This is a genomic window from Capnocytophaga sp. oral taxon 863 str. F0517 (assembly GCF_000466425.1).
In the GTDB taxonomy this organism is placed as follows: Bacteria; Bacteroidota; Bacteroidia; order Flavobacteriales; family Flavobacteriaceae; genus Capnocytophaga.
In genome coordinates, this window is record NZ_KE992171.1 from 15,284 (window position 1) to 32,123 (window position 16,840).

Consider the following 16,840-nt stretch of genomic DNA (forward strand, 5'->3'; position numbering starts at 1 on the left):
TTAATAGTCTTTTTCAGATAAATCAATATATTTTTCTATAGGCATCCCCTTCACTTGTATGCCTTTGAGGACAACTTCTCCCTTGTAGATAACCACTTCGGCATAGGCTTCGTTGAGCAAGGTCTCGGCTAAGGGAGCTTTGTTTTCGTTCATATAATAGCGATTGGGAAAGTCTATCTTTATCCAACTCTCGGCATAAGTGGAGCCATAGGAGACTGTTTTTCCTTTGAGGTAGCTATCCGTATCAGTGGGAGGGTATGAACTCACCTGATCATAGACGAGCCTGCCTTGGCTATCTTTTTTTACCCTTACATAAAGTTCTTTCCCCTCTTCTATAGTGTCGTACTCTTGGGATAAGGGAACCTCATCGTCTTCGTAGGAGATCGTTACATAGCGGCCACGGAAGGCATCATAGGGGTCAAGCGGTTTGACCTTCATCAGAAAGGTTTCTCCCTGAAACAGAGATACTTCTCTACCCAGAATCATTTTTAAAGGAAAGGCTAATTGAGCCAAAACCATACAGGCAAAGGCTATGGGGAGGTATTTCTTACGCATTTTTCTTTTTTTGTTTTAAGATGAAATAATTGGCTACAAAAAAGCTCACCCCTAAGAGGATAAAGACAATTCCTTTGAGCACAAAGGGGAAATAACTATCAAAAAATCGTATAGCGACTTCGATAGAGATGACCGTAAGACCATAATTGACCACTAAACTACGTTCGCTTTTAAATCCTTTCCAAACATAGTAAGCGCCAAAGGCTAAAATAACTAAATCATATAGGTAAAGACGCGCTAAATAAACAGAAAAAATATAAAGCATAGGAAAAAATAATACAAGGTCTATTATTTTTTCCTTTTTATCTATATAATAATACTTTGTAATAAGTAAAAAATAGATAAATACTATAGCAATGGTCGTATATAGGGTGTAATTATTGCTAAAAGAAGGAAAATCTTCTATAAAGAAACAAATAGGAATACACAGAAGGGCAGCTATCTTATAAGCATTGTAATAAATACTTGTTTGTAGATATTTTCCTATCATAAGATAAATAGCGGAGAGTAATACAAACCAAAGAATAACATCATCATCATTTCTTATGCTTGTATAGAGGACGAACAAAGCTATTCCGATGAAGATTGCGGTAAGCCAGTGAAGAAAAGAAGTAATTGCACTATTTGCCTTATACCTTATATGCCAGATATAAAAAGGTAAGATAAGCGCAAAGGTAGCCAAAGAAGTATAGTAAGTAGTCCATTCTCTATACCCCAATATACAAAGTGCTCCTATACCTATATAGTAGAGTATAGCCGTAGCCCGAGAGCGCATCAGGTAGAGGGTAGGTAGCGCTAAGAGGAGCCAAAGGCTAAGGAAGCTGGCAAAGGAACTCTCTGGCAAGTTATATACCTGATGCACCATAGCGATGGCTGCACCTATGGCAAGGCTGGTAAAGGCGGCGGCAGCTTCCCTCCACCAAGAGGTAAGCCCTTTGTAGAAAAGCAGGTAGCCACAAGCAGCTTGCCCTATTAGCAAAGGAAGGAAGGAGATGAAGGTCTTTATCCAGCGAGGCAGTTCGTCCCAGTTATGCGCCAAAAGGACAATGATTCCCAAGGCAATGAGGATCGCCCCCAGTGCTCCGAAGACGGTCAGAAGCCTATGGGAGGAGTTACTCTGGGTGCGCTGCTGGGCATAGAGGCGAATGCGCTCGGCCACCTCGAGGGAGATGACCTCGGCGGCGGTGAGTTCGTCCAATTCTTTTAGGATTTTCATACAATTAGGTTTTTAGTAAGGTGATAAACTTGTCTATATACAGTTGTTTCTCCTTGGATTTGTACTGTTCTATATAGCGAGGGTGCTCCAGAACGACCATTTCTTGAAACAAGTTGGCTTCTTGGTTGAGTTTGTCTAAGTAAGTAGCGTTTTTCTTTCCTAAGACAAAGACTTTGTTGGTGTCTAATCCCAAGGCTATATGTTTTTGGAGGGTCTCTATCATATAGGAACGAGTGAGGGCAAAAAGCTCCGGATCATCGTAATAGTTGGCATTGAGCCAATTGCCCTGCGCATTCTTGCGGACAATAGCCAAAGGGAAAGGCGAGTTGATATAGTAATCTTTGTAAAAAGCGCTCACCCCTCCATACTGGGCAATCATATCATAGACGAATACCGAGGAGACTTCATGGGTGCGAGCCGAAAGCATGGGGATACCACAATCGTTTTCCAAGTGCTTGGTATCGGTAAAAGGCACCCCGGTAACCCCCGCCCCATGTCGGCTGGGATTGATACCGATGATAAACTTACGAGGCGCCTGGTCATTATAATATTTGTCATAAAAGGAGGTCATCACCTGTAGTGTCTCCGGATTGTCCAAATAAGGGTTTAGCACAGCAAAGCCCTCGGGGAGCTTGCCTGTATACTGTAAGCCTTTGTTAAAGGTGATGATACGCTGGCCAATGGTAGGGGTATCGGTAGGGGAGAGGTGAGTCATGGTCTATATAAGTTCTTTTTGGCTTAGGTGTTCGATACTTTCTTCTACCACCTGGTACACCCTATCGAGCTGTTTGTCGGTGATGATATAAGGGGGTAATATATATATGGTATGATATACCGGACGCAAGATCACTCCATGGCTGATATAGAAACGATAAAGTTCGTTGCGAATGGCTCCGTAATACTCCCCTGTATCAGGTACTTTCAAGTCCAAGGCGACAATTACCCCCAGGGTACGAGTACGGGCAACCTTAGGATGTTTGTCCATTTTAGCCGCAAAAGTAACATGCCTGCTGTGAATACGCTTGAGGTTGGCTTGCATCTCGTCCTCGGCTAATATCTTGAGGCTCTCCAAGGCAATAGCGCATCCGGTAGGATTGGCCATAAAGGTATGTCCGTGGAAGAGTGCTTTGCTAATATCATCACTATAGAAAGCCTGGTAAATAGCCTCGGTGGTGGTAGTTACTGAAAGAGGAATGGTACCCCCAGTAAGCGCTTTGGAGAGGCAGATCATATCAGGCATTTGCTTGAGGTAGTCACAAGCGAAGGTCTTGCCTGTTTTTCCGAAGCCCGTCATCACCTCATCGGCTATGGTAAGCACTTGGTGTTCGCGGCATATTTGGATCAGCTCGTCCAAGACCTCCGGAGCATACATACGCATACCTGCAGCACCGAGGACTAAGGGCTCAAAGATAAAGGCTGCACAAGGTTCTTTCGCAATGACCTCTAAGAGTCGTTGTTTGCAAGCCTCTTCCTGTCCTTTCTCAGGGATAGGAATGCGTACAACATCCAAGAGCTGTCCCTGAAAAGCAGTGGTATAGAGTGAGATGCCTGATACGGCCATTGCAGCGAAGGTATCCCCATGGAAGGCCTCCTCAAAGGCGATGAAGGTAGTACGCTTCTCTCCACGGTTGTAGTGATATTGTAAGGCTATCTTGACAGCCACCTCTACCGCGGTAGAGCCATTGTCGGAGAAGAAGACCTTGCTTTGGTTCTTAGGAAGGATCTTAAGAAGCGCCTCCGCTAAGTCGCAAGCAGGCTGGTGGGTAAAGCCCCCAAAGAGCACATGCTCCAAAGAGGTGAGTTGTTCGTAGGCCTTTCGAGCTAAGCGCTCGTTACTATGTCCGTACGGATTCACCCACCAAGAGGCGATGGCATCGATATAGGTATTGCCATTTTCGTCCCACAAGAGGGCATCTTTTCCCTTGGTAATGGCAATAGGGGTATCACTGGTTTTGTGTTGGGTATAGGCGTGCCAGAGGTATTGCTGGTCTTTCTCGGTCAGAGTCATGTTTTTTTGAAGGCAAAGGTACGAATAATTCCTCAATTAGCCAATGAGTTGAGGTGTCAATTAATTGGCAAATTGACAAATTGATTTATATTTTTTTGGTAATCTTGCGAAGATATCGTACCTTTGTCCCGATGAGTGAAAAATGAAAAATGAAGTGTTAAAAGCCACTATTCACTGATTCCTATTACTGAAAAAGATATACCGAAATGAAATACAAGAGAATCCTCCTCAAGCTAAGTGGAGAAGCCCTTATGGGAGACCGTCAGCATGGGATAGACCCTGCACGATTGAAGGAATATGCCTTGGAAATAAAAGAAGTAGTCGCACAAGGAGCCGAGGTAGCTATTGTAATTGGAGGAGGGAACATCTTCCGAGGGCTGGCAGGTGCCAGCAATGGTATGGATAGGGTACAGGGCGACTATATGGGTATGCTCGCTACTGTAATCAACTCCTTAGCCTTGCAAAGTGCCTTAGAAGCAGAGGGGGTACTCACTCGCTTGCAAACCGCCATTACAATGGAGGCCATCGCCGAGCCTTTTATCCGCCGTAGGGCAGTACGTCACTTGGAAAAAGGGCGTGTGGTGATCTTCGGAGCAGGTACCGGAAACCCTTACTTTACCACCGATTCGGCGGCAGTACTCCGCGCTATAGAAATCAATGCGGATGTAATTCTCAAAGGTACCCGAGTGGATGGCATCTATACCGCCGATCCAGAAAAAGATCCTCAAGCTACCAAGTATGAACACCTTACCTTCACTCAGGCGATAGACAAAAACCTTAAAGTGATGGATATGACCGCCTTTACCCTGAGTCAGGAAAACCACTTGCCTATTATTGTTTTTGATATGAATAAAAAAGGTAATTTGGCTAAGGTCGTGGCCGGGGAAGCGGTAGGAACGATCGTTAATGATTAGTTGTTAGTTGTTAGTCCATAGCAACTAACCACTAATTACTAATCACTAACCACTAATTACTAAAATTATGGAACATGATCACCACGACCATCATGGTCACCACCATCACCATGTGCCCGATTTGAAACGTATCAATCAGGCCTTTTATGTAGGGATAGGTGCTAATGCACTCTATACCCTGATAGAGTTTGTGGTAGGAATACGTATCAACTCCTTAGCCCTGATTTCCGATGCCAGCCATAACCTAAGTGATGTGGCTACGCTGCTTATCTCTCTGGTAGGTATGAAATTGGCACAGAAAGGAGCTACAGCGCTTTATACCTATGGGTATAAAAAGGCCTCTATCTTAGCCTCATTTGTCAATGCCGTGATACTCTGCTTGATAGTGATTAAGATAGGGGTGGAGAGTATAGAGCGCTTCTCAAATCCTCCTCAGATGCAAGGAGCGATGATTATCATCACGGCGCTGATAGGAATCTTTATCAATGGACTTTCGGCTTTTCTTTTCTATAAGGGACAGAAGGACGACATCAATATCAAGGGAGCTTTCTTGCACCTGATGGTCGATGCGTTGGTTTCCCTGGGAGTGATCGTATCAGGCGCATTGATTGCCCTGACAGGCTGGAATATTATAGACCCTATCATCAGTTTTGTGATTGCCTTTGTGATTCTCTTTTCCACTTGGGCACTACTCAAGGAGAGTGTCAAGCTCATTTTGGATGGAGTACCACACCAGGTCAATAATGAGAAGATACAGCAGCTACTGCTACAGCATCCTTGTATAGCCTCTCTACATCACTTGCATATATGGGCACTAAGCAGCTCGGAGAATGCCCTTACGGCACATTTGGTTATAAAAGAGGGGGTCACCTTAGAAGCTATAATGAAGCTCAAGCAAGAAGTCAAGCATACCCTCTATCATGAAGGGATACAACATGCCACCCTTGAGATAGATATCAGTGGGTATCGCTGTGGGGATACCACTTGTAGTTGTTATCATGAGCATGAAGATTAAAAAAGGGAGCGAAAGTCGCTCCCTTTTCTTTTAAGATTTTATTCTTATTTCAAAGCCTTAAGTGCGGCTTCATAATCTGGCTCGTGGGTGATTTCTTCCACTTGTTCCGTATAGAGGACTCTTTCTTCTTCGTCCAAGACGATAACAGCACGAGAGAGCAGTCCCTTAAGAGGGGTATCCAAGAGTTCCAAAGGATATTTCTTAGAGAAATCGCCACGGAAATCGGAAAGAACCACTACATTGTTCAGCCCTTCAGCACCACAGAAACGAGCCATAGCGAAAGGCAAGTCTTTGGAGATGCACAATACTTTGGTATTGGGAAGGTTGGCAGCTTCTTGGTTAAAGCGCCTTACAGAAGCGGCACATACGCCTGTATCTACGCTGGGGAATATGTTGAGCACCACGCGTTGTCCTTTGTAATCAGAAAGTGATTTTTCTTTCAAATCACTCCCTACAGCTACGAAGTTAGCAGCTATACTGCCTACTTTTGGAAGTTCTCCAGCGGTAGAAGCAGGTTCATTGTGAAATGTAATATTTGCCATAAAAAACTTATTTTAGCGGGTACAAAAGTAGGCAATTATTGTGAAATAAAATACTTCTTTGTCTTTAAACAAATGTTAAAGTTGCCCGTTTAAGTCCAAGCGGCCTAATAAGAATTTTTTGACCTTTTCTTTGTTATATCCTTTGCTTTCTTCCATATCTTCTGTCTTGCGAGTGGTGAGGATATTACCTCTTTTGTCAAGGATCAAAAAGGCAGGGTAGCCATATTTTTCACCAGGGTTTCCATATTTGGCAAAAGCCTTTTCATTCTTGTTCTCTGGGGAAAAATTTAGGTGATAATAGAGATATTTTTTGTCCAAAATCTTTTTCAGTTCGGGATCGGTAGTGACCAAATGGTTGAAGCGTAGGCACCATATACACCAATTGCCTCCGATTTGGACAAGGAGTCTTTTGTTTTTCTTTTTGGCTAATTTGAGTAGTTCATTGATTTTTTCAAGGCCATCTTCTTGAGGATTATAGGGCTTAGGTAAGGCCTCTTTTTCTTGAGCCAACTCCTCCTGTTGTTGGTTCTGTGCCCAAGCTATAGGAGTTCCTATACAGAGTAGCAGGGCTATAAGGAATAGTTTCTTCATAACAAGTCGTTTTTAATGGGGTCTAATAGCTTGCAAAAGTACTGATTAATTTTGAAAAGTGCAAGATAGAAGGGAATTTTATTATGAGAGTATTTGTAAATAATTCACTACCTTTGTCGCCTGAAACACATCACTTATGGCTACGGATAAAAACTACCTTAAAAAGACACTACAGATTGCCCTTCCCCTGCTCTTGGGCTTGTTTCTCTGTTGGTATGCCTTTGCCCAATTTAGTGCAGAGGAACTTACCCTTATCAAGGAACAATTTGTCAAGGCGGATTATTCCTTTTTATGGCTTTCGGTGGGGATGGGGTTTTTAAGCCACCTATCACGGGGGCTCCGCTGGCAATATACCCTAGCTTCCATGCACTACTTTCCCAAGCGGTATAACTTAGTCTTGGCCGTATTTATCGGTTATTTGCTCAATCTTACCATACCTCGTTCGGGAGAGGTCTCCCGAGCCTTGATTATCAATCGCTATGACAAGGTACCTTTCGACAAATCCTTTGGGACTATCCTTACCGAGCGGGCGATTGATATGTGTATTTTGCTCTTGTTCATAGCAGTTGTCTTTATCTTTCAGTTTGATTTGGTATGGCATTTCTTGGAAAGCTATTTTACCTTTTCCTATATGATAGTCCTATTATTAGGACTGGGATTGGCATTTTTAGCCTTTCTTTATTGGATTTACCGCTCCACTACATCTTTGGCACAGAAGGTGCGTCAATTGCTTTCAGGCATTAAGGAGGGGATATGCTCCATTGCTTACATGAAGAAAAAATGGCAGTTCATCGCCCATACCTTGTTTATTTGGCTTATGTATTTTCTGATGTTCTATGTGGTATTCTTCTCCATGGAAGCGACTAAGAATCTATCACTGATACAAGTGCTGACCGCCTTTGTGATTGGTAGCTTTGCCATAGTTTTTACCAATGGGGGCTTGGGTGCTTATCCGCTTTTTATCGCTAAGGTACTGTTGCTTTTTGGCATAACCGAGACAGTTGGTACGGCCTTGGGCTGGGTGATATGGATTGCCCAATTTTTGATGATTATCCTCTTTGGAGGATTGTCCTTTTTACTATTACCTATTATCAACAGACGTCGTTAGTCACTATTCATTGTTCACTATTCATTGTTCACTGTTCACTATTCACTATTCATTGTTCTCTATTCACTATTCACTGTTCACTATTCACTAAAAACTATGCATTGTTATCACTGTGGAAATGATTGTGACCCTAAGCACCCGATAGTCTTTGACGATAAGCACTTCTGCTGTCAGGGCTGCCAGACGGTCTATGAAATCCTTTCTACCAATAAGTTAGGCAAATATTATACCTATGAACAAACACCTGGAGCACGTCCTGAAGTGGCAGGGGAGAAGTATCACTTTTTGGACAATCCCCAGATTGTGGCTAAGCTACTGGAGTTTGACGAGGAAAACACCCAAATCGTCTCCCTCTATATCCCTCATATCCACTGTAGTTCGTGCATTTGGGTATTGGAAAATTTGCAGAAATTGCACCCAGGAGTACTTCATGCTTTAGTAGATTTTCCTAAAAAGACGGTGCGGATCAGCTATCTCAAGGACAAAATCACTCTCAAGGAATTAGTGGAGCTTCTCTCCCAAATAGGCTATGCCCCTTATATTAGTTTGGAAGATTATAACCAAAAGAAGGACAAAAAGGGGCAAAAGCAACTCCTGTATAAGCTGGGAGTGGCAGGTTTTGCCTTTGGGAATATCGGACTACTGTCTTTCCCTGGTTTCTTTGAAGACAACGAATTTTGGTTCAATCGGTATAAGGAATTCTTCCGCTGGCTAATGTTTGCCTTCTCCCTGCCTGTGATGTTTTATGCGGCGACAGACTACTTTGTCTCCGCCTATAAGGGAATTCGCAACCGCTTTCTCACCATTGATATTCCCTTAGCTTTGGGGATCCTCACCATGTTTGTCCGCAGTACTTACGACATCGTATCGGGTAGGGGGCAGGGCTTCTTTGATAGCCTGGCATCCTTGGTTTTTTTGTTGCTTATAGGGAAGTTTTTCCAGCAACGTACCTACTCCTTCCTCTCCTTTGAACGAGATTATAAGAGCTATTTTCCCATAGGGGTCACTCGGATAGAAGGAGGGAAGGAAACCAGTGTGCAGGTATATGACATCAAGGAAGGAGACCGCTTGCTTATTCGCAATGAAGAGCTGATTCCGGTAGATGCCGTACTGATCCAGGGCGTAGGCCAGATAGACTATAGTTTTGTAACAGGTGAATCCAAGTGGACAGAGAAGAATAGTGGGGACAAACTCTTTGCCGGTGGCCGACACAAGGGTACCGCCATAGAGATTGAAGCCACCAAGACGGTTTCTCAAAGCTACCTCACCCAGCTATGGGGACAAGAATCCTTTCAAAAGAATAAAAACGAAGGAATCAAAACCCTGACCGATAGCATCAGTCAGTACTTTACCTTCTTTGTGCTACTTATAGCCTTCCTAACCTTAGGCTTTTGGCTTATTTATGGTAGCCCTACCGAGGCTTTCAATGCCTTTACTGCGGTGCTCATTATCGCGTGCCCCTGTGCCTTGGCTGTTTCAGCCCCTTTTGCCTTAGGAAATATGCTTCGCCTCTTAGGCAAACGCCGTTTTTATCTCAAAGATACCCAAACTATAGAACAAATGGCGCAGGTGGATACCCTTATTTTTGACAAGACGGGTACCATCACCCAAAGTGATACCCAAGAAATTGCTTATGAGGGGCAACCAATGAGCTCGGAACAGCTTATCCTTCTCAAGAGCGTCTTGCGCAATTCCAATCATCCCCTCTCTCGCCAGCTATATGACTATCATAAGCAGGTAGATATACGCCCCTTGGAGCACTATGAGGAACATATAGGCAAAGGGATGGAGGCGATCGTAGGCGGCGAACGCATAAAAATAGGATCCGCTAAGTTTGTAGCGGCTACTGAAAACAAGGAAGAAACGGCTGTATATGTAGCTATAAATGGAGTATTGTTAGGTAAATATACCTTCAAGAACCCCTATAGGGAACATATATTTGATGTTTTTCGACAGCTCGAAGCCCAAGGCTATACATTGGCACTACTCTCAGGAGATACAGAGGCAGAAAAAGGCTATTTGCAAAGCCAGCTTTCTGCAAAAGTAGGCCTCCATTTTAACCAAAGTCCAGCCGATAAGCTCCGTTATATAGAACAATTGCAGAAAGAAGGCAAGAAGGTGATGATGCTGGGTGATGGGCTCAATGATGCGGGTGCTCTCAAGCAAGCCCAAGTAGGCTGTGCCGTAGCAGAAAATAGCAATACCTTTTCTCCTGCTTGCGAGGCCATCCTTCAGGCCTCTGAAATAGAGCAATTGCCACGCTTTCTCTCCCTAAGCAAGCAGACGATGCGGGTGATTAAAATGAGTTTTGTCCTTTCTCTACTCTACAACTGTATAGGTACCTCTTTTGCGGTGACAGGGCACTTAGAACCCGTCGTAGCAGCTATCCTCATGCCTATTAGCTCCATTAGTATTGTGCTCTTTACCACCCTGATGACGAATAAATTAGCCAATTAGTTAATGAGACAATTAGCTAATGAGGCAATGAGCTAATGAGTCAATTGACAAATTATCAAATTGACTTATTGAATATATGTCTTACAAAGAGTAAAATAGATACTTTTTAAAAAAAATAAATATTCTTCTTGTTTTATCAAAAAAAATACGTATTTTTGTGGCATAAATATGTATTTCTATTTTTTTAATGGCTTTTATAGATTTTTATTGATTTATAAAAAGAATTTAAAATAATGGAAAGAATGTTAAATAGCTATTTAAAACACTCTCTAATTACTTTTTTAACTGTTAAACAACTGGAATATGAACAACAAAACAGGATTACTATTGATTTTTGTCTTGTTCCCATGGTGGCTTTTAGCCCAAGAGATGAAAATAAAGGGGAACGTAAAAGACGATGAGGGCTTAGGCATGTTGGGCGTTTCCGTGGTGGTCAAAGGAACTACCAGGGGCGTGGCAACGGACAATCACGGTAACTTTGAACTCAAAGTAGATCGCAACGATGTGCTTGTATTCTCAAGTATGGGATATACAACTCAAGAGGTGAAAGTGGGCAAGCAAACCAATTTGAAAGTGGTGATGCTCCCTGAGGTAGAGGAATTGGTAGGGATAGAAAAGGTAGCCGTGGCCTATGGTACGGCCGATAAGAAGTCCTTTACTGGTTCTATGGCCACTGTTAAGGCAGAGGAGATACAGAACAAACAAACCACTGACGTAGCTAAGGCGCTCGAAGGGAGTGTCTCTGGGGTACAGATCTCCACCTCTACTGGGCAGCCAGGAGCCAATAGTGAGATACGTATCCGTGGGATAGGTTCTATCAACGGAAGTAGTGAGCCGCTTATTATCCTCGATGGGGTACCTTTTTCAGGAAACTTAAGTGCTATTAATAACAACGATATAGAATCGGTCAATGTACTTAAGGATGCGGCCTCCGCAGCCCTCTATGGAGCACGAGGTGCCAATGGGGTAGTAATCATCACTACCAAGTCAGGCGCACGAGGGAAACTCTCCATACATGTGGATACACGTGCAGGGTTCAACTATCGAGCTATTCCGGAGTATGACATCCTAAAATCTCCTGCGGAATATTATGAGACTTATTGGAATGCCCTCTATAATGATAGTTATTTTCAAGCCAGAGGAGGCGGAAATGCAGCGGCTGCTGCGGCTTATGCTTCTAAAAATCTCATCAAAAATTTAGGAGCTGGATATAATGTTTATGATGTTCCTGATGAACAATTGATAGGGGCTGATGGGAAGCTTAACCCTCAGGCTAAGCTTAAGATCACCGATCCGGATTTTAATAATTGGGAAAAAGCCTTGTTCAACTCTCGTGTACGTAAGGAACATAACCTAAGTCTTACCAAAGGAACAGAATTCAATAGCTTCTTTTTCTCCTTGGGTTACTTAGGTGATGAGGGGTATAACCTTAATTCTTATTTTAACCGTTATACGACCCGATTTGCTTACAAAGGAGAAATTACGCCATGGCTTAAGGTCAATGCCTCTACCTTACTTACCCATACCCAAAGACAAGGTAGAGAACAAAAAAATGCCTATGCAAATCCTTTTTCATGGACACGCAATATGGCTCCTATCTATCCTGTATATAAGCAAGGAGATCGCAGCAAAGGATATGACTTTGGGGAGACAAGAGCCTATCTGTCCAATGAGAACCCTGTAGGTACTCAGAATGAGAATCTTGACCTAAGAAAATCTTATTATCTTAACCAATCACTTTCTTTGGATTTGGATCTAACCAAGGAATTGAGATTCTCTACCACGGGGAATTTTTATGGAAATTTCGTAAAAAATAATCGCTTTAGAACTCCTATAGGAGGTTCTGCTAAAAAATATGGTGGAATTATCGAAAAATCTGATTATGATGAGATCGTAATGACCTTCAATCAATTGTTGAAGTATAATAAGAGTTGGGAGGACTATGCTATGGAAGCTCTCTTAGGACATGAGACCTATAAGGAACAGTCAGGCTATATGGAAGGAGGCAAACAAAAAATTGTAGATCCGAGTGGTACTTCTTTCAGGAATGCTGCTAAGATTACCGATCTTGACTCTTATGGTCATACCTATGCTGTGGAAGGTTATTTTGGACAGGTAAATGCTAATTACAAGCAAAAATACTTTGCTTCAGCTAGCTTGCGTCGTGATGCATCTTCTGTCTTTGCCCCTGAAAATCGTTGGGGTACCTTTTGGTCAGTAGGAGGATCTTGGCTGGTAAGTAGTGAAAAATTCCTAGAAAAAGTGCACTTTATCAATAGCCTTAAGCTCAAAGCTAGCTATGGCGTACAAGGAAATGATAATATCTACTTACCTGGAGATGAAAAGGAACGTTCCTATACTCCTTATATGTCCTTGTATAAAATTTCTTCTGATGGTAATGAACCAGGTTTGAAGCCTCAGTATAAAGGAAATAGAGCTATCACATGGGAAGAGAGTGGTAACTTCAATGCAGGAGTTGAAGCAACTTTTTGGGATAACCGTATCGACTTGGATGTAGACTTTTTTATAAAAAAGACTAACAACCTCTTGTTCAATATGCCGATACCTGCCTCTACAGGGTTTACAACTGAGCCTCGTAATGTGGCCGATATGAAAAACCAAGGAGTTGAGCTTACTCTTGGAGTAACTCCAGTGAAAACAGATAAACTTAGCTGGAAGCTTACCTTCAATGGCTTACACTATAAAAATGAGATTACCCGACTTCCTGATGAACTTCGAGAAAAAGGGTTAACTAAAGGAGTACAGAAATTATTAGAAGGAGGAAGTATCTATGATTTCTATTTGGTCAAATGGGGTGGGGTGAATCCTGAAAATGGAGATGCCCAGTATTGGATCAAAAATCCTACCACCGGAGAGTTCGAACTCAAGCCAAGTGCAGCTTATGAATCAGTAAATAGTACTCAATTGGTAGGAAGCGCTATTCCTGACCTACAAGGAGGTTTTGGAACTACTTTTAACTTCTATAATTTTGAGTTGGCCTTACAGTTCTCTTACCAATTAGGTGGAAAGTTCTTTGACTCTCAATATCTAGGACTTATGCATGCAGGAACTGCTGGACATAACTGGCACACTGACATCCGTAATCGCTGGACACCAGAGAATCGTAATACCGATGTACCTCGTTTGCAAGCCAATAGCCAAAATATAGTATCCACTTCGGATCGTTTTCTTATAGACGCTTCTTATCTATCACTAAGAAATGTCTCTTTGGCCTATAACTTCTCTAAAGAGGTAGTTGAGAAACTTCGATTGAGCCAATTGCGCTACTATATCACTGCCGACAATGTATGGTTGTGGAGCAAACGTAAAGGGCTAGACCCACGTGTGAGCTTGGATGGTTCTAATACTTATGCCGTGAATAGTCCTATTCGTACTGTTTCTATGGGATTGTCATTTACTTTTTAATTTTGTAACCTATGAAAAAAGAAATAAAGAAAATAGCTTCTGTAGTTCTACTCTCTGTGATGTGGGTAGGCTGTACCAAGGACTTCTTTAATCCAGAAGTGGATGAATATATCACAGATGAAAGAAGAAAAGAACTTCAGAGCAATGCAGAAACTCAGAAAAAACTCTTGGATGTAGAGCTTAAAGGGATCTATAATAATAATGCAGCTACCCAGAACAGAAATCACGATAGTTTTGGGCTCAAGGCCATAGATGTGGGCTTTGACCATACAGGCTTGGATTTGGTGCAGCAAGCAAGAAGTTGGTTTATCTTTGACTATAATGTTAACAACAAGAAAGCTAACTATCGTCGTCCTTCCTTTGTATGGAATTTCTTATACAAACAGATTAGTGCTATTAACATCATATTGGCTGACAATTTTGCTACAGAACCTTCTGACCCAGGGGTATATCAAAAATATGGAGAGCTAAAGACCTTACGTGCAATTTATTACTATTATTTGGTCAATAGCTTTGCAAAAACCTACCAAGGGAATGCAGGAAGCTTAGGGGTACCCCTGATGCTTAATCCGGGAGATGATAAGCTACCTCGCGCCACCATAGAACAAGTATATGACCAAATGATTCGAGATCTTGAGGTAGTGAATGATGCTCGCTTCCAAACTACAGAAGGCTCTCATGCAGATGCCGACAAGGCTGTGGGGGCTGCTTATTTGGCTAAAATCTATGCCTGCAAAAGAGATTGGAGCAATGTAAAACACTATGCCCTAATCGCTATGGGAGGTACTTCTACTCCTACCCTTACCCCCAGTGGAGATGTAGAGGCAGGAAAATGGGATATCAATATGCCTTCTTGGTTATGGGGATTTGATATCACTAAGGAATCCACTACTTTCTACAACTCTTTCTATTCTCATATGGATAATAGTATGTCTGATAACTATGCAGGAGGAGGCTCTTTTAGATTGATCTATAAGAACTTGTATGATAAGATAGGTGTAGGAGATGTACGTAAAAAGTTGTTCGTCAATTCCACACTTTTCCCTACTTTAGCACGCAAATACAAACAGTTGAATCCTAACTTACCTGAATATGCTAGTATGAAGTATGTGACTAATCCGGACTTTACCGGAGATTATTGCTTTCTACGTATAGAGGATCCTTTCCTACTCTATATAGAGGCTTTGGTGGAATTGGGAGAGGTGGATGCTGCTAAAACGGCTTTGGAACATCTGGTAAAGGACAATAGAGGAGATACCGCTTATGATCCATCTTCTTTTGACCAAGCACGCCTCCGAGAAGAGGTGCGTACCCAACGCCGTATAGAGCTATGGGGAGAAGGAACAGCCTTCTTTGATTGGAAACGCTGGAATGTAGGTATTGACCGCTATGAAGCAGGTTCTAACCACATATTCAAGATAGCTGTACCTGCTGGGGATGAAAAATGGACTTACCAGATTCCTAAAGCAGAAATGGAATCTAATCCTAATATGGTGCAAAACGAATAGTTGTAAGTTAATTTGCTAATTGTGTCAATTTGCCAATGTGTCAATTACGTGTATAGTGATTGACTCATTGGCAAATTGCTTTATTGGCAAATTATCTCATTGTATCATCATCTTGGTAGCTAAGATATGTTTGCATAATCCTCGATTCGTTTGGTGATTGGTATACCAGTTGCAAGTACACTGGGCGTGTTCGCCATCGAGGATAACGGTATGGGTAACTCCCCCTGTTCCTTTTACATGAGCTTTGACAAAGTTATCATGTTGTTCTATGAGCTGCACCTCATTGTTTTCGGTGAGTTTTTTAGCGTTCTGTAGGCGTGGATTGAGGCTGGCCAAGCGTTCTGGCTTGAAGGGAAGGCGGCGATAGAAGTAATTGCGATCTAAGAGGTTGTACCCTAATAGCCCAATACTGGAGAGCGAGGCCTGTAGGGTACTCATCGTACCTAAGTTGATATCATTCTCAATGGAGACCATAATGGGGGAGAAGACTTCATTGGTTTTGAAGAAGTTGTTGATTCCCACGAGCCATTCCATAGGGACGTCCTCTATCATATTTTCTAAATAACGTCCGTCCCCTGAGAAACCGCGATATACATTGTCTGAAAGAAGAAAAAGCAACTCCACTCTTTTGAAATTCAACACAAAAGCCACTGTTTGTTCACTGGGATTGCGATAGATAAAAAGGCTATCGGCTAGCAGCAACAAGCCCTGTAAGAGGTTGAGGCGGTGCGCTCCTCCTACCTTGATAGCATTCCCTGAAGGACTGGGAGCAAAAGTATAGACGATGCCTCGCTTGACCAAGTAATAATCAGTCTTTACCGCTTGTTTGGGCAAGGAACGGAAGAGCTGAATGGCTTCGGCTTTATTGAGCCGATAGGCCAATTCCATTTCAGATAGATATACCTGTACGTTGCCCAATCCCTTAATCCAGCGATTGGGAAGGGTGACTTTCTTTTCTATGGTTTTATGTTTGTCGGTGATAAAGTGGGTTTGTTTCTGTCCCACACCCAAGATCATTTTCTCGGAAGCGGTTACTGCATTGAAGGCACGTACCGTAGCATCATTGAAATCAATATTGGTACAGCCACTTTTGACAAACTCTCCATCGAGTACTTCGTTGTGAAGGGATACGCGTGCATACACGCTATTGCAGGAAGAAAAGGCCTCAAAAAGCAGCTGCTGATTCCCCACTGAGATGATAGGATCGCGCAGCTTGGCCAACATCCCTGGGGCAACGGCAAACTGAGAGGCGACCGTCTTGGCCAGTGTAGCGAGGCACTTAGCTACCACAAAAGGTTGGGTGATATTGCCCCAAAAAAAGCAAGGCACGGCATTGTCTTCTTTCAGTTCCGAACAGTGAGAAAAGATAAAATTCTTCTGGTGAGTGCTCTCCTCTTTTATCATAGAGGCAAACGGATAAGTATATTCAAAATCGTTCATTTCTAATTATTAATTGTAAATCATTAATTATTAATTATTTATAAAAAATCACTAGTCACT

Annotated in this window: 13 protein-coding genes; 6 read left to right on the top strand and 7 right to left on the bottom strand. The window is 42.5% G+C overall.

Annotation, left to right across the window (positions count from 1 at the left end; all coding sequences use genetic code 11):
• Genes HMPREF1551_RS09460 through bioA form a run of 4 tightly spaced genes read right to left on the bottom strand, consistent with a single transcriptional unit; the run spans window position 1 to window position 3,779 of the window.
• Window positions 1–555: a GDYXXLXY domain-containing protein gene (locus HMPREF1551_RS09460; RefSeq protein ID WP_021628902.1), complete on the bottom strand. Its 555-nt coding sequence runs from the start codon at window positions 553–555 to the stop codon at window positions 1–3.
• Complete coding sequence (locus HMPREF1551_RS09465) at window positions 548–1,771, bottom strand: DUF2157 domain-containing protein (RefSeq protein WP_021628903.1); 1,224 nt, start codon at window positions 1,769–1,771, stop codon at window positions 548–550. Before HMPREF1551_RS09465 ends, HMPREF1551_RS09460 begins: the two co-directional genes overlap by 8 nt.
• Before the next feature lie 4 nt (window positions 1,772–1,775).
• Window positions 1,776–2,486 carry an SMUG2 DNA glycosylase family protein gene (locus tag HMPREF1551_RS09470; protein ID WP_021628904.1) on the bottom strand — a complete coding sequence of 237 codons (711 nt, stop codon included), beginning with the start codon at window positions 2,484–2,486 and terminating at the stop codon, window positions 1,776–1,778.
• 3 nt (window positions 2,487–2,489) lie between these two features.
• A complete protein-coding gene (bioA, locus tag HMPREF1551_RS09475) occupies window positions 2,490–3,779 on the bottom strand; it encodes an adenosylmethionine--8-amino-7-oxononanoate transaminase (RefSeq protein ID WP_021628905.1) in 1,290 nt (429 codons plus the stop codon).
• A gap of 206 nt (window positions 3,780–3,985) precedes the next feature.
• Between bioA and pyrH the strand changes: the two genes are divergently transcribed.
• Together pyrH and HMPREF1551_RS09485 are read left to right on the top strand one after the other, a co-directional pair.
• On the top strand, window positions 3,986–4,693 hold the full coding sequence (gene pyrH / locus HMPREF1551_RS09480; RefSeq protein WP_021628906.1) for a UMP kinase: 708 nt from the start codon (window positions 3,986–3,988) through the stop codon (window positions 4,691–4,693).
• A gap of 67 nt (window positions 4,694–4,760) precedes the next feature.
• Entirely contained in the window at window positions 4,761–5,708 is a 948-nt protein-coding gene (locus tag HMPREF1551_RS09485) for a cation diffusion facilitator family transporter (protein ID WP_021628907.1), read from the top strand.
• 44 nt (window positions 5,709–5,752) lie between these two features.
• On the opposite strand, the gene tpx is transcribed toward HMPREF1551_RS09485, so the two are convergent.
• Both tpx and HMPREF1551_RS09495 read right to left on the bottom strand, forming a co-directional pair.
• Window positions 5,753–6,250, bottom strand: a complete 498-nt coding sequence (tpx, locus tag HMPREF1551_RS09490) for a thiol peroxidase (RefSeq protein WP_021628908.1) — start codon at window positions 6,248–6,250, stop codon at window positions 5,753–5,755.
• Window positions 6,251–6,325: 75 nt separating this feature from the next.
• Window positions 6,326–6,841: a thioredoxin family protein gene (locus HMPREF1551_RS09495; RefSeq protein WP_021628909.1), complete on the bottom strand. Its 516-nt coding sequence runs from the start codon at window positions 6,839–6,841 to the stop codon at window positions 6,326–6,328.
• 136 nt (window positions 6,842–6,977) lie between these two features.
• Here HMPREF1551_RS09495 and HMPREF1551_RS09500 point away from each other — a divergent pair, with 136 nt between their 5' ends.
• The 4 genes from HMPREF1551_RS09500 to HMPREF1551_RS09515 all read left to right on the top strand — a co-directional run bounded on the left by HMPREF1551_RS09500 (window position 6,978) and on the right by HMPREF1551_RS09515 (window position 15,340).
• The gene (locus tag HMPREF1551_RS09500; protein ID WP_021628910.1) at window positions 6,978–7,949 is read left to right on the top strand and encodes a lysylphosphatidylglycerol synthase transmembrane domain-containing protein; all 972 of its coding nucleotides are present in this window, start codon (window positions 6,978–6,980) and stop codon (window positions 7,947–7,949) included.
• A gap of 96 nt (window positions 7,950–8,045) precedes the next feature.
• The gene (locus HMPREF1551_RS09505) at window positions 8,046–10,406 is read left to right on the top strand and encodes a heavy metal translocating P-type ATPase (protein ID WP_021628911.1); all 2,361 of its coding nucleotides are present in this window, start codon (window positions 8,046–8,048) and stop codon (window positions 10,404–10,406) included.
• Between the two features lie 303 nt (window positions 10,407–10,709).
• Entirely contained in the window at window positions 10,710–13,832 is a 3,123-nt protein-coding gene (locus HMPREF1551_RS09510) for a SusC/RagA family TonB-linked outer membrane protein (protein WP_021628912.1), read from the top strand.
• Between the two features lie 11 nt (window positions 13,833–13,843).
• Complete coding sequence (locus HMPREF1551_RS09515) at window positions 13,844–15,340, top strand: RagB/SusD family nutrient uptake outer membrane protein (protein WP_021628913.1); 1,497 nt, start codon at window positions 13,844–13,846, stop codon at window positions 15,338–15,340.
• Window positions 15,341–15,436: 96 nt separating this feature from the next.
• Here the strand turns inward: HMPREF1551_RS09515 and HMPREF1551_RS09520 are convergent, their stop codons facing one another.
• Complete coding sequence (locus HMPREF1551_RS09520; protein ID WP_021628914.1) at window positions 15,437–16,780, bottom strand: SWIM zinc finger family protein; 1,344 nt, start codon at window positions 16,778–16,780, stop codon at window positions 15,437–15,439.
• Window positions 16,781–16,840 lie beyond the last annotated feature (60 nt).